The following is a 20,882-nucleotide window of genomic DNA, read 5'->3' as shown; positions in this document are numbered from 1 at the left end:
GGCGACGACGGTTCAGGTCGCGCGTCTTCTCAGAGCTCAGCCGTGAGCCCTCCGTCGACGACGTAGTCCGCCCCAGTGATGTTCCCGGCGACGCGGTCGCTCGCGAGGAACGCGACCAGCGCGGCGACCTCCTCGGAGGTCGTGAACCGGCCGGTAACCATGGCGCCTTCGGCACCCGCGACCACATCGGCCTGTGAGGCTCCGGCCGCGGCCGAGACCGTCGCCGCCACGCCTCCGTCGCCGAGCCACAGGTCGGTCGCCACCGGACCCGGGCTCACCGTGTTGACGCGGATGCCGTCTCGACCGACCTCCTTCGAGAGCGACTTCGAGAAGTTCACGAGCGCGGCTTTCGCGGCGCTGTAGTCGATGACGGCGGGGTCCGGGAGCTTCGCATTGACCGAGGCGACGGTGACGACGGCTCCGCGCCGGGCCGCTCGCATCGGCACCAGTGCGGCTCGTGTCATCCGGATCGCGGTCAGCGCGTCGAGCTGGAGCGTGCCGATCCACTCCTCGTCGCTGACCGAGGCGAAGCCGCCAGGCCGCGGACGCACCCGCCCACGTTGTTGACGAGGATCCTGAGCGGACCGAGCCCTGCCGCCTGCTCGACGAGCGCATCGGCGACGGCCGGGTCGGTGAGGTCCGCGGCCACCGGCACCACCGCCCCGCTCTCCGCGAGCTCCAGCAGCGCCGGCGTGAGTGTGCGGGATGCCGCGAGCACACGGGCGCCTTCGGCGGCGAGCGTCGAGGTGACCGCGAGCCCGATTCCCCTGCCGGCGCCGGTGACGATCGCGACGGCGCCGTCCAGTGCGAGATCCACGTCACAGCCCCTGGGCCTTGAGCCACGTGAGCACGGCGTCGGCCACCTCGCTCCATCCGCTGTCGATCGTGAGCGAATGACCGCGGCCCTCGAACTGCTCGAGCTCGTTGACCGTCATCGCATGCCGGTATTGCTTCAGCGTGGACCGCGTGACCACGTCGGGGACGGTGTGGTCGGCGGTGCCGGAGATGAGCAGCAGCGGACCACGCGGATGGCGCGTGGTGTCGACCGCGGCCGGCGAGTGCATCTGGAAGTTCGCCGCGGCCGCCTGGAACAGCGGCCGGGCGGGCGACGGGATCGTCCACCGGTCGTACAGCGCGTCCGATTCCTCCTCGCTGACCGCGTTGCCGAAGCCGTATCGGAACTGCGGCTTCGTGAGCGACACCGCCCGGTGCAGGTTGGCGGGATTGCCGAGCGCGGGGAAGCCCGACCGCAACTGTGCGAGCGGCAGGGGCAGCACACCCTTGATCTGGGCGGGATCGATCGCGACGGCCCCCGCGCCGACACCCTCGCCGAGGAGCTTCTCGGCGATGAGGCCGCCGAACGAGTGCCCGATGAGGATCGTCTCGTCGCCGAGGCCGTTCGCGACCTCCGCGAAGTGGGCGGCCACTTCGTCGATGCCGATGTCGGCCACGGCATCCGGATTCGCGCGCGCCGCCTCAACGGTCTCGGCCTCACTCGGCCACCCCGGCGCGACGGGGCCGTAGCCCGCTGCGCGGAACTTCTCGATCCACGGCGCCCAGCTCGTGGCGTGCAGCCACAGTCCGTGGATGAAGACGACGGGACGGTTCTCGGCCATGTTCAGGCTCCTCGCACTCGGGGGACACCATCAGCACACACCCGCTGCACCCGTCTCGTCCAAGACCGATCGGAGGCGGATCGATAACCGATCTTGCATCGATCGCCGCGGGCGGGCACGCTTCGTGGAGGAGGGCGGATGGATCTCGATCTGCGGTCGGTGCGCTACTTCGTCGTGCTGGCCGACGAACTGCACTTCGGACGCGCCGCCGCGAAGCTGCACATCAGCCAGCCCGCGCTGTCGAAGCAGATCCGCCGCCTCGAGTCCGACCTCGGCTTCCGGCTCTTCGCACGCGATAGCCGGCACGTCGCGCTCACCGCCGAGGGCGTGCGATTCCTGCGCGATGCGCGGGTGCTGATCGCGCAGGCGGTACGGATGACGCGACCGGACGATCCCGGCATCCGCATCGCGCACATCTTCGACCTCGACGCAAGCCGCATCGTCGCCGATGCCTTCTCGAGCCGGTTTCCCACGGTTCCGGTGATCGCGAGTTCGATGGACAGCCAGCGCCAGTTCGACGCGCTGCTCAACGGCCTGCTGGATATCGCGATCATCCGCATCACTCCGGCGATGACCGCCGCCCATCCGGACGGCTGGAAGCACCGTCTCCTGCGCCTCGAGCCGTTCTGGCTCGTCGGCCGGCTCGGCGATCCGGCCGCCGAAGCGGTCTCCCTGTTCGACCGCCCGCTCGAGGTCTTCGGGGATCCGACGGGATCCGCCCTCTTCAACGTGCACGGGCAGTACCTCGCCGCCCTCGAGCATCGTCTCGGCACGACGTTCCGATGGCTCGGCAACCCTGGGACCTTCACCCAGTGCCTGGCCCGGATGCAACGGGCGACGGATGCGGCGTACCTCCTCGAATTCGAGTCGTATGCGCTCCGCTACCGGCAGCACGAGATGCCGATCCACCGCCCCGAAGAGCTGCAGCCCCTGTATCCGTGGTCGATCGCGTGGCGTGACGAGCCGCTCAGCCCCGCAGTCGCCGGGTTCCTCGAGGTGGCCGCCGAGCAATCAGCCGAACGGGAGTGGCTCTATCCGGAGCAGGTCGGCCCGGCGTGGCAGCCTGACGGCGCCTGACGACGTCGAACTCGACCGGATGCTGCAGCGCGAGGTTCTCGTGAAGGTGGGCGTTGCCGATCGACGAGCCGGCCTGGGACCCGTCGAACGCGGTCGCGCGCCGGCTGGCCGACATCAAGATGCGGCACGCGCCGCGCCCGATCGACCAGGTCATCACGGGCATGCACGACGGCCTGAGGGTCGGCAACGACCTGCTCGCCCCGTTTGGCGTTGCCCGCTTCCTGCAGGTAGTCGATCTCCTGGAGGCTCGTGACGGCGAACTCCTCGACGAGCGAGGGCAGGTCGACGTGGTTCGCGACGAATCGCACGCGGCTGAGCCATCCGGCGACGCGGCGCAGTGCCTTCAGGTCGACGGCGACGATCGTCTCGATGCCCGGTCGCTGCACCTTGACGACGGCCTCGTCGTAGCCCATGTCGGCGGCGACGATGGGCGCGAGGCGGGCGCGGTGCGCCTGGCCGAGGGATGCCGCGGCCAGCGGTGTCGGGTCGAACGACGCGTACGCCCGCTCGAGCGGCACGCCCAGCTCGGCCTCGGCGAGGCGCTGGATCGCGTCGAACGGCACGGGCGGCACCTCGTCCTGCAACCCGGCGAGCTCCTTCGTGATCTCGGGCGGCAGGATGTCGAGGCGCGACGAGAGGTACTGGCCGACCTTGATCATGAGGCCGCCGAGGTCGACGGCGAGCACGTGGAAGCGCTGGGCGATGCGGGTCAGCCGCGCGGTGCGCCCGCGCGCCGCGAACCGCGCCAACCCGAAGCGCGGCAGCACGAGCTCGAACCACCACGTCTGCACGATGTAGCGCGCGGCGAACCGCAGGATGCGCCGGTAGCGGGCGCGCATGCTGCCGGCGTTGGGCGCCGAGTCGCCTCGACGCCCACGTGCCGATGCCACCGAGGTCAGTCCTTGGCGAGGATCGAGTACAGGCGACGACGTGCCTCATCGAGCACGTCGACCGCCTCCTTGACCTGCTCGGGCGTGCCCGTGCGTCCGACCTGCGCCGCCGCCTGGGCGAGCTCGAAGCCGGCCTTCCCGAGCGAGCCGGCGGCGCCGGTGTCGTGGCTGCGGCCGCTGCCCGCGGTCGGCCAGGGCGCCGGGCGATCGCCGGATGCCGCGACCTCGGCCCGTCCCAACTCGGTCAGCGTGTACGTCTTGCGCCCGTTCGACTCCTCGGCGCTGATCAGCCCCTCGTCGGCGAGCAGCTGCAGCGTCGGATACACCGAGCCCGCGCTCGGCTTCCACGCGCCCCCGCTGCGCTCGGCGATCTCGCTGATGATCTGGTAGCCGTGCATCGGCTTCTCGGCGAGCAGCGCGAGCACCGCCGCGCGCACATCGCCCTTGCCCATGCGCGGCGCGACCTTCTGCTCGAACATGCCGCGGAGCTGCTCCATGGCCTCCCACAGGTTCGGGCCGGGGTTGCCGCCCTTGCCCCAGCCGCTCGAGGAGCCGCCGAAGCCGCCGCCCATGTATGAATCGCTCATGATGACCTCCCTGAACCGGGGCCCTGATCGGGTCTCGACGATATGTCAACGATATATCGTTCGGATGCTGCGGGGTAGTGGTGAGTCCGCGCCGAATTGAGCTTGTCAGGCGCTTCTACTGACCCTGGAGTCGCGCCACCCGAACTCGCCGGGCTCGGGCAGGGCGCTCGCGCGAGCGCGTTGACGTCGCTCATGTCGACGCCGGTGCGGCAAGAAATGATGACGGATACCTCTGGCCCGAGCCGTTCCGCCAGGTGGCGTCAGACGAATCCGGTGCCGCCGATGATCGCTGCGCCGGGGTGGGAGGGTTCCTCTTGGCGAATCTAAGGTGGTTGCGCGACCATCAAGTGCATGGTCTTGTTCGCATGCCAGTATGGGAGGGCCTGAAGCCCGTGACCCACGGATGGAGTGCACCGGATGCCAGACGACCCGTTGGGTGAGCCGATTGACGAGATGGCTGAGCTTGCCTTGGTCGCAGTAGCAGCGGCGGTAACCGCGCCAATCGGCGGCATCGGCGGTCTGCTAGTTGAAGGCGTCATCGCTTGGCACAACAACATTTCAATGAGGAAGTGGATCGCGGCTGCCGACGCAGCACTTGAGGCCCATGGTCGAAGGTTGGACCCCGACGATCCGTTGGCAATAGCAGCCTTCAACAGATTCACGATTGGCGCACTGCAGACCACGCGCCAAGAGAAGCGCGAGTACCTTGCCGAAGCGCTGGCCAACTGCGGATCGAATCGACCCACACCTGATTTCCTCCAAGAGATGTTCGCTGATGCGGCCGTTCGATACTCGGTGGAGCACGTGACGTTGCTCTATATCGCTGCCGAGCCAGCACAATGGCTGTCGCAAGTCGGTCGAGATCTCGCCGACATCAATCGTGATTTTGCTGCGGTCTTGCCGGGTTCCGTTTTCGAAGGAATTGATGAATGGGAGTTGCTCTTCGACACCATTTGGACCGACCTGTATAACGACGGCATGATCATGAATCGACCTGGCCCAGGAATGAATCTCGGAGGTTTGCGCCCCATGGTGACGACAAAGGGCAGACGTTTTCTTCGCTTCTTGGGCCGCGAAGCTGAGATGTAGCACGTGCATTCGGCAACGGAGAGCGGAGGGGCGAGGACGGAATCTCCACCCTCGAGCCAGCCGGGAGCTCGGAGTCGTACCGAAGTTCGCGCCAACAGTTGCCGTTAGTAGAGATAGTTGACGTGTGACCATTCCACTTCGGTGGAGAAGTCCAGGTATACGTGGGTCGCGACGAGCATCAGTGAAGTCAGCGATTCCAAACCTAGGAGGGGGCCTCCGCTCGGGTCTGACTCGTGTGCACCCTCCCGCAGCAAGGCACGCCACATGCCGCTGTGTCGGCCGGTCTCTGACGCGTTCGTGATCACGGCAACGGCGGCACCTTCCTCTCGCGCGGAGCCAATAAGACTGAGCAGCGAAGCGCGGTCATTTTCGGACATTTCGGAGCGGTCAGGCAGAAGGTCGATAACAATCGCGACCTCGCCGTGAAGCGCCTCTACTGGTGGCTCGATGCGGAAATCGTCGTCTGCCCCGAATCCATACTCTGTGAACATCGGCGACTGCCAACTCAAGGTCTCGTACAGCCGCCCGCGTACGAACGCCAGTTCTGGCGCGATCTCCTCACATTGGCCATACGGGTGAAAATCGTGGGCCTCGAGGAGCGCGACCACCAGCCTCCCGATCAGATTCGGTGATCCGGGCCTGATCGCGGAGCGGATCGGATCGAAACGATGACCGAGGGGCCTCCCGCGGAAGGCGGGGCCATCGATGCGCATGCTGCGATGCGCGAGCATGCCCTTGATCCGATCAGCGTCGAGGACAGCGCTGCGCTGTACGCGGAGGGTTACCGACTGCTGCCCTTCGGTTTCGGTATAGAAACGTCCCTCAGGCCATTGGCGGTCGACAATGTCGCGGACGTCTTCCGCGATGAACTCTTCAGCTGCCTCGACATAGACAACCAAATAGACGGGCTCCGGGTGGGCGTACCAGTACCGGACGTACCCTAGCCGTTCGCTGACTGGCACTGACGCTAGCTGCTCGTATTCTGCGAGCGGGAGGGTGTCTGCATGTTTCCCCTTAGCTTGAAACCAGACTCGTACCTGGCTGACGCGCAGAGCCCCGGTGCTGTCGTCGGCGGCGAAGAGGTGGAGCCCTGTGTCGATGCCTGCCCGATCCTTCATGTATGCGAGGGGAATGCCGTGCTCGGTGAGGATCGCTATCAACCGTTGCATATAGACAGACTCGAGCTGATCGTTGTCGCCGATCCCAGGTGCTTCTGACACCGCTTACCTCCTGCTCGAGCCGCGGCGGTCAATCCGGTTCATCTATTTTGCGGGCCAGCATCAACGCCCGCGACTCGTAGGCTGCCAACTGACTGGTCCGGCCGTTCGAAGTGATGAATGCGTTCGGGCAATTGCCTCTCGCGAAAACACATGGCCGGAGCTGTCGCACAGAATTGCGGCCGAGACCCGATTACGAACCGCTTCAATGACGAAAATCCCTTCGCAGGCGGGTTCGATCGGTTCGCCTTCAAGTGCTCGGGCCGCGCTTGAAAGCCGCGACGCGGGTGCGCCGATATCGTGATCGTGTGACCAGTCGACAATTGCCCGGAGCTCGTTGGTGGAAGGTTGACTTCCACGCTCATACCCCTCATTCCTTCGACTTCGGTGGTCTGGATGGAGCCGACGCAGCCACTCCTAGCGAAGTCTCCCTTACAGATTGGGTCGTGGCATACATGCGTGCAGGTGTCGATGTTGTTGTCATCGCCGACCACAACACCCACTCGGCAATCGAGCCAATTCGCGGCGAAGTGGAGCGGCTCAGGACCGAGTTGCATCCTGATTATCGAGACTTGGTGCTCTTCCCTGCAGTCGAAGTAACGACCGACGGGGGATTCCACCTCCTTGGCATCTTCGATCCGACCGAGCCCGCTGAGACCGTGAATGGCGTCCTGCACAACGTGGGTTACACAGGGATTCGAGGATCGAGCAGCGCGACAGCGAGGGACTCGGTTTTCCGAGCGTGCGAGGTGATCACTGGTGCTCATGGCCTGGCGATACCTGCTCACGCGGACAGCGCGCGAGGAGTGTTCGGAATGGACGCGCGGAGCCTTCGAGAACTCATTGATGAGTCGTTGATCGAAGCGGTCGAACTCGTGGGCGATTCGAGAACGGCCGAAGCTCTTGGCTACGGGTGGGCTCCTGTCCTCGGGTCCGATACGCACCACCTCGATGGCTCAAATGTCCCCAACGGGGTCACTGCGAAGTACCCCGGTAGCCATTTCACTTGGGTGAAGATGGAGCGCCCAGATCTTTCTGGTCTCCGGCTGGCATTTACTGATCCGAACCAATCGATTATTCGATCGGTAGAAAGCGAATCCGACCCAAACCTGGTAGCTCACAACAGGCTGATTTCCGTTTCACTTGTTCATGCCGACGAAGAGGTGGAGCTCAACCTAAGCCCTTGGCTGAATTCCCTGATCGGAGGCCGTGGCGTCGGAAAGTCGACAATGCTCGAAGTGATGCGGCTGGCCTTGCATCGGTTCGAGGAGTTACCAGGCAACCTAAAGACCGAGCTCGCTTGGTTCGCACCGAGTGCACCCACGCCTAGCGCCTCAAGGTTCTGGGACGCTACTACTGCTGTTGAGGTGACCTACGCCAAAGGCGACCGGCTGTTTCGGCTGAGTTGGCATGGGTCTAGTCCAGGCGACGTCGCAATATATCGACGCGAGAATGACGCGTGGCAGCCCGATACCGGGTCGGTCGTCGATCGATTTCCGGTCCTCATTTACAGCCAGAAGCAGATCTATGAGACTGCCAGGGACGTGCAGAGCCTGCTCTCCGTGATTGATGCACAGCCTCAGATTCAGTTCGCCGAATGGGAGGCTGAAAGAGATCTTCTGAACTCACGGTACGCAGAGGCACTTCAGCGGATCGCCGCCAACGAAGTCCTGCTCGCTACGGAAGCGCGCGTACTCGGCGAACTGGCCGACACGGATGCACGCATTGGCGAACTTCGGCAATTTCGCGATTCAGGATTGGCAGACGAACTGCAAGCTCTGCTGAATGCCGACTCGGCTCGCCGTGAAGCCGAGAGACACATTTCGGCGCTGGAGGAAAGGCTTGCGGAGGCCGGAATCGGCGTCGCCGATGCTCTGTCGAAATCGACCGACGCAGGGCATTTGACGGAGGCGGAGATGGCCCGGGCTTCGGCGGCCTCGCTCGTTCTGGATGAACTTCTGCGTCTGTCCGAACTGCTCTTGAGCACGCGGATTCAAGCGGCACAGGTAAACGAACGTGCGGAGCGAATCTCAGCGGTTCGTGCTGAGCTCACTCGACCTGCAGACGGTGAAGCGTCCGGCGGCGTGGATTTCGAGGCCGAGTTCACGGAGTTGAGCAGTCGTCGAGTCGAACTGCAAGGGCTGGTCCACGGTATTGAAGCGGCGAAACTTGCCCGCGTCGAGCTTCAGGCATCTGCCAGTGCCATCTCGGTCCAAGCTCGGGAACACCGTGGCGAGCTCACAAGAAGACGGAAGGAGTACATTGCGAGTCTCGATCTTGCCGCAACTTCGTTGCGACTCGACCTCTTCGCCGTTGGGGACTCTTCGTCCCTGGAGGCGGACCTCCGAGGAATCACCCAGATCGCATCCTCGTTCGACAGGTTCTTCAGTGGGGAGGACGGGATTCGGGCCCTTCTTACGAGCCCCCCGCAGCATCCCGCATACGCTGGCGAATTGGACAAGCTCAAGGACTTGCTGAAGTCACTTCGGCGGAACGGCCAGAGCTCGCCGGAACTCGAGGGGGCCGGGGTCTTTGTGGAAGGCCGAATGTTTCCTCGCCTGCAAAGTCTCGATCCGGCCTCTTTCGATGCGGCGATCGACCTTTGGTTCCCAGCGGACATGCTTCGAATCCGCTACCGGCCGGAAGGCGAATCCAACTTCCGTGCGCTCGAACAGGGCAGTCCTGGCCAGAAGACGGCCACGCTTCTAGCGCTCATATTGCGTATGAGTACTGATCCGCTCATCCTCGATCAACCCGAAGACGACCTCGATAATGAACTAATTACCGATCTCGTAGTCACCACGTTGAAGACAATGAAGCGCAAGCGACAAGTTGTAGTCGTCACACACAACGCCAACGTGGTAGTAAATGCGGATTCGGAAAACGTAATGGTGGTTCGGCATGGAGTCGTACCCGTGGTGGCGCATCAGGGGTCGATCCAGGCCACTAATGTCCGTGAGGCCGTCTGCACAATCATGGAGGGCGGAGAACAGGCGTTCAAGGAGCGTTACCAGAGGTTGGTCCGCTAGCACGGCCAGTGGGTCGTCGTTCACACAGGTTGGCGTAGGTAACAAGTCCGATCTTTACGTCGCTGAGCGAAACTCGATGCGAGATTCGTCCGCGAGGACCCTGCAGCCCACGCCAATGGAGGCTCAGCCGCGAACGTCCGTCGCGCGGTCACGCAACTCCGGCATTCGGCGTTGCTGTTGGCGCACGACGTGTTGCCGTGGCGTGTCACGTAGGAGATACCGACACTCTGGCTGCATCCAGATCCGATCCACCCGGTTAGTGCTTTTGAGGTCTGGAGCAAATCGTCCCTAATCGGCCACCACATGGAGACCGTCGACCCGCCAGCAACGCTCAGCGCTCACTTCGAATTGTTCGACCCATGGCCCGCGGGCGAGCCGTTCCCACGGAGCGACTGACGACTAGGAGGTTCAGATCGCGGAAATTGACCCTCAAGGAACCGCGGAACTGAACCGGAGCGAAACGAAGGCTGCACCTACGACTGGCGCCAGTGCTCACTACGTCAACCGGGTGAGCTAACCGGCTGTGGAGAAATGTCTGCCGATGGTGTTGAGCGAAGAATCGAGGGTGCGAGTCTGCCCCAGTGGTGGACCCGGTCGAGAAGCGCCTTGCACACACAAAGGAACGACGAGCCCCCAGGAGGGCCCGGGAATACCCGCGCACCCTCCGCGTTGGACTTGAGCGTACCCAACTCAAGTTCCCAGGAGGATTGGTGCCCGAAGACTTCAACCCCGAAGCCGGCGCGAGCTCGTTCGACGAGTTCCTCAGCCGGTACCTTGCGGGAGAGCAGGCGCGTCAGGCTCGGTCGATCGACCTCAGCCGGTTCCTGACCGCCCGCACGCAAGGCATCCTGCAGCAGGCAGGACGCTTCGCGCTCGAGCGCGGTCAGACCGAGCTCGACGCCCTGCACATCCTGCGCGTCATCGTCGAGGACGAGGCGGTCACGCAGGCCATCCAGCGCATCGGCGTCGCACCCGAGCGCATCATCACCGCGACTGAGGCGCGCCTGCCCGCCGCGGGTGAGACCGCCGACATCAACGCGGCCACGATCACCCCGAGCGCCAGCCGCGCGCTGTTCCACGCCTACCAGGTCGCGCGCTCGGCCGGCTCGACCTACATCGACCCCGAGCACCTCTTCTTCGCGCTCGTGCTCGGGCAGGACGCCCCCGCCGGGCAGGTGCTCGCGCGCGCCGGCGTCACCGCCGAGGCGCTCACGCAGCAGATCCGCGAGACCGTTACCCCGGGCGCCGAAGGCGCAGAGGGCGAGGGCGACGCGGGCAGCGCGGGCGCCGCGGCATCCGCGACCCCGATGCTCGACAAGTTCGGCACCGACCTGACGGCCCTCGCCGAGAACGGCGAGCTCGACCCCGTGATCGGACGCGTCGACGAGATCGAGCAGGCCATCGAGATCCTCAGCCGCCGCACCAAGAACAACCCGGTGCTGGTCGGCGAGGCCGGCGTGGGCAAGACCGCGATCGTCGAGGGCCTCGCCCGCGCGATCGTCGAGGAGAACGTGCCCGAGCAGCTGCTCGGCAAGCGCGTCGTGTCGCTCGACCTGCCCGCCATGCTCGCGGGCACCCGCTACCGCGGTGACTTCGAGGAGCGCCTCACCAAGACGATCGACGAGATCGCCGAGCACAAGGGCGACTTCATCGTGTTCATCGACGAGGTGCACACGGTCGTCGGCGCAGGCGGCAGCGGCGGTGGCGACGGCATGGACGCGGGCAACATCCTGAAGCCGCGCCTCGCGCGCGGTGAGCTGCACCTCGTGGGTGCGACCACGCTCAAGGAGTACCGCACCATAGAGAAGGACCCCGCCCTCGAGCGCCGGTTCCAGCCGGTGCGCGTCGGCGAACCCTCGATCGAGGACGCCGTGCTCATCCTGCACGGGCTGAAGCCCGCCTACGAGGAGCACCACGGCATCGAGTACACGGATGCCGCGCTTCGCGCCGCCGTCGAGCTCAGTGCGCGCTACCTCACCGACCGCGTGCTTCCCGACAAGGCCATCGACCTCATCGACCAGGCCGGGGCGCGGCTGCGCCTGCGGCTCGGCGTGAAGACGGATGTCTCCGCGCTCATCGCGCGGCTCGCCGACCTCGAGGCCGACAAGAACGCCGCCGTCGGCGCCGAGCACTACGAGGAGGCCTCGCGCATCCGCGACGAGATCTCGAAGGTGCAGGCGAAGCTCGACGAGGTGACCGCAGCCGGCCGCGCCGCGGCATCCGCTCAGCAGCGAGAGGCCGTGATCGACGAGGCCGAGATCGCCGCGGTGATCTCGCGGGCCACCGGCATTCCGGTGAACCGCCTCACCGAGTCCGAGCGCGAGCGCCTCGGCGACCTCGAGGGCGAGCTGCACTCGCGCGTGATCGGCCAGGACGACGCGGTCACCGCGGTCGCCAAGGCCGTGCGCCGCAGCCGCACCGGCATGGGCGACGCGCGTCGCCCGGTCGGATCGTTCCTGTTCCTCGGCCCGACGGGTGTCGGCAAGACCGAGCTGGCGAAGTCGCTCGCGGCGAGCCTGTTCGACGACGAGACCGCCGTGATCCGCTTCGACATGAGCGAGTTCGGCGAGCGGCACACCGTGTCGCGGCTCGTCGGCGCCCCTCCCGGATACGTCGGCTACGACGAGGCCGGGCAGCTCACCGAGCGCGTACGGCGGAACCCGTACTCGATCGTGCTGTTCGACGAGATCGAGAAGGCGCACCCCGACGTGTTCAACCTGCTGCTGCAGGTGCTCGACGACGGACGCCTCACCGACGGCCAGGGTCGCACGGTCGACTTCCGCAACACGGTGGTCATCATGACCTCGAACCTCGGCTCGGAGTTCCTCGCGTCGCGGTCGGGTGCGCTCGGGTTCGTCGCCTCGACCGACGGCTCGGGCTTCTCGTCTTCGGATGACGTGCGGGCTCGCGTGATGGGCAAGGTGCGCGAGGCCATGCGGCCCGAGTTCCTGAACCGCATCGACGAGATCGTGCTCTTCCAGAAGCTCGGCGAGGCCGAGCTGGCGCAGATCGTCAGGCTCATGCTCGGCGCGACCTCGAAGCGGCTCGCCGCGCGTGAGGTCACCTTCGAGGTGACGGATGCCGCGGTGGCGCTCCTCGCGGAGCGCGGCTACGAGCCCGAGTACGGTGCTCGCCCGCTGCGTCGCGTGATCCAGCGCGAGATCGACGACCGCATCAGCGACCTGTTCGTGAGCGGCGCGCTCGGCGATGGCGAGGGCGTGCGCGTGGATGCCGCGGACGGCATGTTCGTCGTGGTGCCCGTGCCGCGCGCCACCGTGGAGGTGCCAGCCGCGGCGTAAGCCGGAGGCATCCGCTGCGCCCTGCCGGAATCCCGTTCTGGCGCTGGAATCCGGTTCGACCGGGATTCCGCGACACGAACGGGATTCTGCCTTCCAGGAAACGAACGCCCGGTTCTCATCTCGAGGACCGGGCGTTCGGCGTGTTCGTCGTGCCCGGTAGCGTGATCGGCATGCGCAGCACCGGCCTCAGCCACATCACCTTCATCGTGAGCGACCTGGATCGCATGGAGCAGGTGCTGACCACGGTGCTCGGGGCGGCTCGTGTCTACGACAGCGGCAACGACACCTTCTCGCTCTCGGAGGAGCGGTTCTTCCTGGTCGGCGAGGGCGACACGGCGACCTGGGTCGCCATCATGCGGGGCCACACGATGCTGCCGCGCACGTACAACCACGTCGCGTTCCAGGTGCAGCGCGAAGACCTGCCGGCACTGCGCGCGACGATCTCGGAGCTCGGCCTCGACATTCGTCCGCCGCGATCGCGCGTCGACGGCGAAGGCGACTCCATCTATTTCCACGACGACGATGGCCACCTGTTCGAGCTGCACGCGGGCTCCCTGCGCGAGCGCCTCACGGTGTACTCCGCCGCAGCACAGCGCGGCGACACCCGGATGTGAGCGAGCGGCGTCGCGAGGCATCCGCTGGATCGAAGCGTACGGACTGGAGGCTCGATCGGCAGGTTCGCGTGCCGTTTCGGCACGCCTCCGCCGCGACGCGCTGACGACTCGTCAGTCGTGCGACGCGGTGTCGGACACGAGTCCGTCGAGCAGCCACGCGAGGCCGCGCTCGAACACCACGTCGCCGCTCCAGCGGGAGATCGGGTCGCTGAGTTCTGCCGTGACCCCGCCGAAGTCCACGGCACGTTCGCGGCCACGGCGGCTGCGCGCCGCCGGCTCCGGGTCCTGCGTGCGTCCGGCCTCGAACGCCGCCGAGCCGATGGTGTGCACGAGCAGCACCTGGAGCCCGGTCACGGCCTCCGCCCCATCGAGGCCCGCCTCGCGGAGCGAGGTGAGCGTCACCTCGCCGAGTCGTAGCGCGTTCGGCCCCACCGATTGCCGCACGAGCGCGAACGGGATCAGATCGGGATGCGCGAGGAGGGCGCCTCGGCTGTCTCGCATCACGCGCTCGATGCGTTCCCGCCATCCGTCGTCGGTCGGCGTCGACACGGTGCCGAGCATCGCGTCGATCAGCTCGTCGACGAGTGCGGCCTTGTCTGCGACATGCGCGTAGATGCTGTTCGGCGCGACGCCCAGGCGATCCGCCACTCGTCGCATCGACACGGCGTCGAGTCCCTCGTCGTGGAGCAGGCCCATCGCGGCATCCGTGATCTGCTCTCGTGTGAGGCCCGCGCGTTGCCCGACGGATCGTGCCATAGCGCTATTGTACGCCGATCAATTAAGTTGTACACTGTACAACATGATCGAGATCCTCCTCTTCCACCATGGCCAGGGACTCACCGATGGAGTCCTCGCGTTCGCCGAGACGCTGCGCTCGGCGGGGCACACCGTGCACACGCCCGACTACTACGACGGGCGAGTGTTCGCGACGCTCGACGAGGGCGTTGCGTACCGTGACGAGATCGGCATCCCCGAACTCGCGAACCGCGCAGCCGCGGCCGCCGCATCGCTGCCCAACGACCTCGTGTACGCCGGCTTCTCGCTCGGCACCGGGCCGGCCCAACTGCTCGCCCAGACCAGGCCCGGCGCGCGCGGCGCGCTCCTGATGTCGGGCTGCCTGCCGTCCGCGGCCTTCGAGACACCGTGGCCGACGGAGGTCGCGCTTGCGGTGCACACGACCGAGCACGATCCCTGGGTCGACCTCGAGGTCGCGAGAGGGTTGGTCGCTGAGGCAGCCGGCTCACTCGAGCTGTACCCGGGCTCGGCGCACCTCTTCGCCGACCCGACGAGTGCGGACTACGACGCCGCACTCGCCGCCAAACTCGAGGCCTCGGTGCTCGAGTGGCTGCGAGCGCTCAGCCGGTCGGCGCGCGCGGATGCGGGCTCCGCGGCGTAGGGACCCGCTGCGCGGCATCCGTCGCACTCGTCTGCTCTGCGGCATCCGTCGCACTCGTCTGTTCTGCGGCATCCGCTCGCCCTCGTCTGCTGTGCGGCATCCGCTGGTGGCGAAGTGGCGAAGTGGCGAAGTGGCCAAGTGGCGGCCATTCCCGCAGCGAAGGCCGGGTCCTGGACGCGAGAACCGAGGGTGGGGCGCGCTCAGCCTATGAGAACGCGCACCTGGTCCCTGATCTCCTGCAGGATCTCCTCGACGGTGCGGGCGACGTTGGCCGGCGATGCCATGCCGATGAACATGATCGCAGAGACGACGTGCGCGAGCGTGGCGGCGTCATCGTGGCCGACCCGGTCGTCGCGTCGCAGCACGCCGGCGATCGCGTCCTCGGTCTGCAGCGTGAGCGTGATGGCGTCGCGGTGGTACGGCTCGTCGGGGTCGCCGAAGACGAGTTCCCGCAGGTAGGTGCGCCCGTTGTCGATCTGGATGCGGTTGCACGCCACGATCGGACGGATGATGGCCATCACCGCGTCGAGCGCATCGGGAATGCTTGCGGCGGCCGCCCTTCCCTCCTCGAGCGCGTCGACGTAGCCGGAGTTCTGCACGAGCAGCAGCAGCTCGCCCTTGGTCTTGGCGTAGAGGAACAGGGTGCCGGTGCCGATGTCGGCCTTCTCGGCGATCTGCTGCGTGGTGACGTCGTCGACGCCGTGCTCGGCGAAGAGTTCTCGCGCGGCCGCGGTGATGCGTTCGAGCTTGGCCTGCTTGTTGCGCTCGCGGCGTCCGACCGGTGGGGTGGCCAGCGACATGTCGGTCCTTCCAGGGATTCGATCTGACTGTGCTCAGTTCCGAACATAGTCCGGCAGGACGTGGCCCTCCCTCACATAGGTCAATGCTTCGGACACGTCGTATGCGTGGATGGCCGAGGCGAACTCCGACAACGGGTCCGACAGAGTCGTGATCCCATGGCCGTCGAAGAACGCCGCTCGCGCGAATGCGTCGGTGAAGCCGAGGATCAGCGAGGCGTGGAACCGCTGGTCGGCGGGGTTGTCGTGGGCGACGTCGGGGGTGTTCCAGAGACGCTCGTTCCAGGGCATGAAGACCTGGGTGCGCAGTTCGGTCAAGTCACCGGCGGTCGCGAGCGCGGGCACCAGTTCATCGGCGAGGTACGTACGGAACGGGCCCGTGCCGACGCCGCCCCGCTTGCGGAGGTACACCAGGGCTCGGGCACCCGTTCGCTGCCCGGGTCGGGCGACGTCGTACCAGCGGGTCGAGCGCGGCGGACCGGCGTAGAGCAGGGTGCGCCGGAACACGTTCACCTCGTCCCGGTATGCGAGCCTCGTCTGCGTACGGCCACGCAATGGAGCGAGCGCCGAGGCGAACGTGACCTCCGCCACGCCATCGATCCTGCGATCCACGGGAATCTCGGTCTCGACGCCGCGTGTGGCGGGCCACAGCCCGGGATTCGGTGCAGCGAGGTGGAGCTGCCGGTACTCGTCGAATCCCGGGGTCGCCGAGATGATCCTCGAGTGCGGGCCCTTCCAGTAGTCCATTCCCTCCTGGCGCGACTGGTCGGTGCGCATCCAGAGCAGGATCGATGATGCGAAGGGCTTCTTCGTGTACGGGATCGTGGTGGTCATTGTTCGTCCTCCAGGTGATTCGGATGCCGGTGTGCCGGTCAGCGGGCGAGGAACTCGACCGCGACGGGCGCGAACCGGTCGTGGTACTGGAAGATGCCGCCGTGGCCGGAGTCGGTGTAGATGACCAGTTCGGATCCCGTGATGCGGCGGTGCAGGTCTTCGGAGAGCACGGAGGGCACCATCCGGTCGTTGTCGCCGTTGGCGATCAGGGTGGGCTGGGTGAGCTTCGACAGGTCGGCGGGAGCCGAGCGGCCCCACTTCTTGATCGCCTTCAGCTGCGTCTGGAGGACCTTCACCGTGGCCGGGGCGTCGCGGTCGACGGTGCGCTCCTGGAGCCGCTTCACGAACGCCTTGCCGGCGGCCTTGCCAGTGGCGTTGCGGTTGAAGAAGAGGAACTCCTTCGGGTCGGACCGGGTCAGGGTCGCGCGCAGGATGTCCCAGTACGTGATTCCGGCGACCTTGTCGATGTCCTTCCCGCCGGCCGGGCCCGTCCCGGTGAGGACGAGCTTTCGGACCAGCTCGGGGTGCTTGGCCACGAGCGCCTGCGCGACCATGCCGCCGAGGGAGAAGGAGAAGACGTCGATCGTGTCGAATCCGAGGGCGGTGATGAAGGTGTAGGCGTCGTCGGCCATCGCCTCGACGCTGTCGGCCACCTCGCCGGTGGACGCGCCGACCCCTCGGTTGTCGAACGTGATGACGTGGTGATCCTTGGCGATCGGGTCGACGATGCGGGGGTCCCAGTTGTCGAGCGTCGCCGCGAGGTGCACGAAGAAGACGACGGGGATGCCGCCCTTCGGTCCCAGCTCGCGGTAGGCGAAGGTCACGCCGGCGGCGGTGATCGTGCGGGTCGGCGCCGTGGCATACGACGTGTCGATCGGGCGGTTCGAGGTGTCGGTGGTGGTCATGGGGTGCTCCTTCTGATGAGTCCGGCGTTGCAAAGCCGAGTATGCTCAATTATGAATCAACTCAGTAAAGTTTGTCAAGAACGTCGCCCGGAGCGGAGGGCATTCGTCCGCCCGCGGCATCCGACGGCGCGGCAGTTTGGTGGCAGTGAGGTCGACGCCTGTGCCATGGTGAAGCAGCACACCCGTGTCGGACTCGCGACGGAGGGGTACCCATGAGCGAGGAGTCGCCGGACTCGGCCGTTGCCGCCCCGACCGCAGCGGCGCCCGCGCCCGCGCCGGTGTCCCGGTGGCGGCATCGGCCGTTCATCGAGATCGTCGCCGTCGCGATGCTCTCGGTCACCGCGATCCTCACCGCTTGGTGCGGGTTCCAGGCCTCGAAGTGGAGCGGCGAGCGTGCGATCGCGTTCGCCGAGGCATCCGCCGCCCGAGTCGAGGCGACCGATGCCGACGGCGAAGCGCGCGAGGCGCGGGTGGTCGACCTGATCATCTACGCCGAGTGGCTGACGGCTACCGCGCAAGGCGACAGGGTGCTCGCCGATGAGATCGAGGCACGGTTCACGCCGCACTTCAGGGTCGCATTCGACGCCTGGCAGGCCGATCGGGAGGCCGAGCCCGGCCCGTTCGCGATGGCCGAGTACGTGCCGCCGGGCACCGAGGAGAGTGCGGAACGCTCGGCCTACGCCGACGCGCGCTTCGCGGACGCGCTCGAGGACACCGAGCGGGGCGACAACTACTCGCTGCTGACGGTGCTGTTCGCGCTCGTGCTGTTCCTGACCGCGATGGCCCAGCGCGACATCCATCACCTCGCGGCGTGGATCATGCTCGGGCTGGCGGGGCTCATCGCGCTGAGCGGGTTCGTCGTGCTGCTGACCTTCCCGGCCCGGTTCTGACCCGTACGCGCTCGCTTCGCACCCTGTCTTCCGGGTTTCGTCTCATCGCAGGCCGGATGCCAGAGATCCGCTACTTCTTCACTACTTCGCGACCAGCTGTCGCGTGAAGTGACGTGGAGAAGTGGAGAAGCGGAGTGGAGAGGTCGAGGACGGACTGAGGCGGACAACTGCGGAAGTTCCGAAGTGCGGAAGTGCGGGAGCGCGGAAGTGCGGAAGTGCGGGAGTGCGGGAGTGCGGAAGTGCGGAAGTGCGGACGCGGTCGGCGTGTAGGCGGAAGTGCGGGAGTGCGGAGGTGCGGGAGCGCGGAAGTGCGGAAGTGCGGAAGGGCGGAACGGCAGGGGTAGCGAAGCACCGGAAGTCTTCGGCCGGAAGGAATCGACGGAGGCCCGGTCCCTACTCGGGGTCCCGGGCCTTCGTCATGCCGTGATGGCCGGTGCGACGCTCACGCGCGCGTCGTCGTCGTGAGGTCGGGGTCCGCGTCGCTCGGCGTGGTGTCGGCAGCCAAGCCGTCGACGATGGCGGCGAGGTCGGCGAAGCCGCCCGCGGCGGCCATCCGGTCGGCCATCGCGCGGGCGGAGCGGCGGTAGCGCTCGTCGCGGAGGACGGAGCGGACCGCCGAGCGGAGGGACTTGGGCGTCGGGGAGAGCGCCCGAAGGCGCCGGCCCACGCCGGACCAGGCGATCCGCGCGCCCACCTCCGGCTTGTCCTCCTGGCCGCCGCTCGCGACGATCGGCACGCCGTAGCGCAGCGCGTACTGCACGCCGCCGTACCCGGCGTTCGTGACGAACACGTCGGTCTTCGGCAGCAGCTCGTCGTACGGCAGGAACTCCGCCGCCCGGGCGTTCGCCGGGAGCGGCGGCAGCGTGTCGAGCGGGCGGCCGCCGGTCGCGACGACCACGAGCACGTCCTCGTCGGCGAGCGCCTCGAGCGTGGGGCCGACGAGCTGGCCGAAGTCCTTGTTCGCGATCGTGCCCTGGGTCACATGCACCACGGGCTTCGAGCCATCGAGCTCGCCCCACCAATCGGGTCGTGGCGCCGACGAACCCGACGCCGAGATCGGGCCGACGAAGTGGAGCGTGTCGGGGGCGTCGGAGCGGGGGTACTCGAACTCCGCCACCGTGAACTGTGCGATGGCGTCGGCGCGGCGCGACCAGTCGAGGATCGCGCCGGGCATGTCGACGCCGTGGACCCCGCGGTACATCTCGTCTGCGCGTCGCTCGGCAGGCGCAAGGACACGGCCGGCGAGCGACGCGAGAACCGAATTGCGGAGTCGGCCGAGGCCTCCGGCCATGGGGGCGACGCCCAGGCCGAACGGCGCGGTGTCGCGGCTGCCGAGGGCGAGCGGGAGCACGCCGCACATGACCACGGCAGGGCGCTCGACGCGCGGATGACCGAGCACGAACGCCGCGCCGGCGAACGCCGGGTCGACGAGCAGCACGTCGGCGGGCTCGGCGCGGTGCGCGGCCATGACCGCGTCATGCTGCGCCTCGGCGGGCACCATGAAGATCTGCTCGATGTCGAACGCCACGGAGGCGGAGCCCTTCAGCCCGACCCGCTCGGGGAACCGCTCGTTCAGGTCGAGTCGGTCGTCCCAGTCGGCGAGAGGCGGCAGGGGAAGGAACTCGGCGCCGGACCGCGACACTGCGTCGGCGAACCGGGCGCCGGTGATGAATCGGACGCGGTCGCCGCGTTCGGCGAAGAAGCGTGCGACCGCCAGCATGGGGGTCACGTGCCCGTGCACGGGCACGGTCGCGATGAGGATGGATGACATTGGTCCGGCCTTTCGGTGGTATGCGATACAATCGAACCTAATTGAGAAGTATTCACTACTACGGCACCGGAGTCAATATGTCCGACACAGAGGTTCGCACGCGCGTCTACCGATCCGAGCTGCGACTCCGCCAGGCGGAGGAGACCCGGCGGAGCATCATCGATGCCGCGGCCGAGCTCTTCAGCGAACTCGGCTACGCCGGCACGACCCTCGCCAAGATCGCCAAGCGAGCGGGAGTCTCCGTCGAGACGGTGCAGAAGACCGGGCCGAAGGCTGCGTTGATCCGGGCTGCCGTCGAGTTCAGGTCGTTCGGCGTCGAGGGCGACCGCGACGTGTTCGAGATCGCGGCCGGCCAGGCCCTCCTCGCGCTGACCGACCGCGACGAGGCCGCCCCGCTCGCGGCCCGCACCATGCTCGAGGTGAACTCGGGCTCGGCGGGCGTGTGGACGGCGCTCACGGGGGCAGCCCACGGCGATCCGGAACTCCGCGGCTACTTCGAGGTGCTGCTGCGCGACATCCGCCGGCAGAACTCACGGATCCTCGGCCTCCTCGCCGAGCGAGGCTGGCTGCGCGACGACGTCGACTTCGAGCGTGCGGTCGACACGTGGGAGGTGATCTCGAGCGTCGAGACATACGTGCGGCTCGTCGTGCTCAACGGTCGCAGCGATGAAGAGTACCGGTCGTGGTTCGAGGGTGCGGTACAGGAGCTGATCATCGCGCGCTGAGCCACGCGACTCCATCGCGCGCTGAGCCGCACGACTCCAGCGCGCTGAGCCGCACGGCCCCATCGCGCTAGCCGCGCGACTCCATCGCGCGCCCAACCGCGTAACTCGCTCTGGCGGTTGCCCTCCCGTGCGCGCCTATGCTGACG

16 protein-coding genes and 2 pseudogenes are annotated in these 20,882 nt (G+C 67.0%); 8 read left to right on the top strand and 10 right to left on the bottom strand.

Going from position 1 to position 20,882, the window contains the following annotated elements; genetic code table 11:
* Positions 1-29: 29 nt before the first annotated feature.
* Positions 30-817, bottom strand: a pseudogene (locus tag EV187_RS03515) (SDR family NAD(P)-dependent oxidoreductase).
* A 1-nt stretch (position 818) separates the two neighbouring features.
* The gene (locus tag EV187_RS03510; protein ID WP_130351615.1) at positions 819-1,616 is read right to left on the bottom strand and encodes an alpha/beta hydrolase; all 798 of its coding nucleotides are present in this window, start codon (positions 1,614-1,616) and stop codon (positions 819-821) included.
* Between the two features lie 138 nt (positions 1,617-1,754).
* On the opposite strand from EV187_RS03510, the gene EV187_RS03505 reads away from it, so the two are divergent.
* On the top strand, positions 1,755-2,693 hold the full coding sequence (locus EV187_RS03505) for a LysR family transcriptional regulator (protein ID WP_130351614.1): 939 nt from the start codon (positions 1,755-1,757) through the stop codon (positions 2,691-2,693).
* A 179-nt stretch (positions 2,694-2,872) separates the two neighbouring features.
* On the opposite strand, the pseudogene EV187_RS03500 reads toward EV187_RS03505, so the two are convergent.
* Positions 2,873-3,532, bottom strand: a pseudogene (locus EV187_RS03500) (ABC1 kinase family protein); the annotation flags it as partial.
* Between the two features lie 56 nt (positions 3,533-3,588).
* On the bottom strand, positions 3,589-4,170 hold the full coding sequence (locus EV187_RS03495; protein ID WP_130351613.1) for a PadR family transcriptional regulator: 582 nt from the start codon (positions 4,168-4,170) through the stop codon (positions 3,589-3,591).
* 417 nt (positions 4,171-4,587) lie between these two features.
* On the opposite strand from EV187_RS03495, the gene EV187_RS03490 reads away from it, so the two are divergent.
* A complete protein-coding gene (locus EV187_RS03490; RefSeq protein WP_130351612.1) occupies positions 4,588-5,259 on the top strand; it encodes a hypothetical protein in 672 nt (223 codons plus the stop codon).
* Positions 5,260-5,363: 104 nt separating this feature from the next.
* Here EV187_RS03490 and EV187_RS03485 read toward each other — a convergent pair whose 3' ends face one another.
* Positions 5,364-6,479 (bottom strand): DUF4365 domain-containing protein, encoded by a 1,116-nt coding sequence (locus EV187_RS03485; protein WP_130351611.1) that lies wholly within the window; start codon positions 6,477-6,479, stop codon positions 5,364-5,366.
* 251 nt (positions 6,480-6,730) lie between these two features.
* Here EV187_RS03485 and EV187_RS03480 point away from each other — a divergent pair, with 251 nt between their 5' ends.
* The 3 genes from EV187_RS03480 (at position 6,731) to fosX (ending at position 13,418) form a co-directional block, all read left to right on the top strand.
* Positions 6,731-9,505 (top strand): TrlF family AAA-like ATPase, encoded by a 2,775-nt coding sequence (locus EV187_RS03480; protein WP_341272744.1) that lies wholly within the window; start codon positions 6,731-6,733, stop codon positions 9,503-9,505.
* Positions 9,506-10,215: 710 nt separating this feature from the next.
* Positions 10,216-12,804 carry an ATP-dependent Clp protease ATP-binding subunit gene (locus EV187_RS03475; RefSeq protein ID WP_130351609.1) on the top strand — a complete coding sequence of 863 codons (2,589 nt, stop codon included), beginning with the start codon at positions 10,216-10,218 and terminating at the stop codon, positions 12,802-12,804.
* A 170-nt stretch (positions 12,805-12,974) separates the two neighbouring features.
* Entirely contained in the window at positions 12,975-13,418 is a 444-nt protein-coding gene (fosX, locus tag EV187_RS03470; RefSeq protein WP_130351608.1) for a FosX/FosE/FosI family fosfomycin resistance hydrolase, read from the top strand.
* Between the two features lie 111 nt (positions 13,419-13,529).
* Here fosX and EV187_RS03465 read toward each other — a convergent pair whose 3' ends face one another.
* A complete protein-coding gene (locus EV187_RS03465; RefSeq protein ID WP_130351607.1) occupies positions 13,530-14,174 on the bottom strand; it encodes a TetR/AcrR family transcriptional regulator in 645 nt (214 codons plus the stop codon).
* Between the two features lie 43 nt (positions 14,175-14,217).
* Between EV187_RS03465 and EV187_RS03460 the strand changes: the two genes are divergently transcribed.
* The gene (locus EV187_RS03460; RefSeq protein ID WP_130351606.1) at positions 14,218-14,814 is read left to right on the top strand and encodes a dienelactone hydrolase family protein; all 597 of its coding nucleotides are present in this window, start codon (positions 14,218-14,220) and stop codon (positions 14,812-14,814) included.
* A 200-nt stretch (positions 14,815-15,014) separates the two neighbouring features.
* Here EV187_RS03460 and EV187_RS03455 read toward each other — a convergent pair whose 3' ends face one another.
* The 3 genes from EV187_RS03455 to EV187_RS03445 are packed head-to-tail and all read right to left on the bottom strand — an operon-like array spanning position 15,015 to position 17,350.
* Positions 15,015-15,614 (bottom strand): TetR/AcrR family transcriptional regulator, encoded by a 600-nt coding sequence (locus EV187_RS03455; protein ID WP_130351605.1) that lies wholly within the window; start codon positions 15,612-15,614, stop codon positions 15,015-15,017.
* Positions 15,615-15,647: 33 nt separating this feature from the next.
* Entirely contained in the window at positions 15,648-16,445 is a 798-nt protein-coding gene (locus EV187_RS03450) for a strictosidine synthase (RefSeq protein ID WP_130351604.1), read from the bottom strand.
* Positions 16,446-16,483: 38 nt separating this feature from the next.
* The gene (locus EV187_RS03445) at positions 16,484-17,350 is read right to left on the bottom strand and encodes an alpha/beta fold hydrolase (protein ID WP_130351603.1); all 867 of its coding nucleotides are present in this window, start codon (positions 17,348-17,350) and stop codon (positions 16,484-16,486) included.
* 212 nt (positions 17,351-17,562) lie between these two features.
* Here EV187_RS03445 and EV187_RS03440 point away from each other — a divergent pair, with 212 nt between their 5' ends.
* The gene (locus EV187_RS03440) at positions 17,563-18,240 is read left to right on the top strand and encodes a hypothetical protein (protein WP_242609414.1); all 678 of its coding nucleotides are present in this window, start codon (positions 17,563-17,565) and stop codon (positions 18,238-18,240) included.
* A gap of 442 nt (positions 18,241-18,682) precedes the next feature.
* Here the strand turns inward: EV187_RS03440 and EV187_RS03435 are convergent, their stop codons facing one another.
* Positions 18,683-20,011, bottom strand: a complete 1,329-nt coding sequence (locus tag EV187_RS03435) for a glycosyltransferase (RefSeq protein WP_130351602.1) — start codon at positions 20,009-20,011, stop codon at positions 18,683-18,685.
* Between the two features lie 77 nt (positions 20,012-20,088).
* Between EV187_RS03435 and EV187_RS03430 the strand changes: the two genes are divergently transcribed.
* The gene (locus tag EV187_RS03430) at positions 20,089-20,736 is read left to right on the top strand and encodes a TetR/AcrR family transcriptional regulator (protein ID WP_130351601.1); all 648 of its coding nucleotides are present in this window, start codon (positions 20,089-20,091) and stop codon (positions 20,734-20,736) included.
* Positions 20,737-20,882 lie beyond the last annotated feature (146 nt).

Source organism: Agromyces ramosus (assembly GCF_004216665.1).
Taxonomy (GTDB): domain Bacteria; phylum Actinomycetota; class Actinomycetes; order Actinomycetales; family Microbacteriaceae; genus Agromyces; species Agromyces ramosus.
The sequence above is the reverse complement of the archived record's forward strand: the minus strand, read 5'-3'. Positions and strand labels throughout refer to the sequence as shown.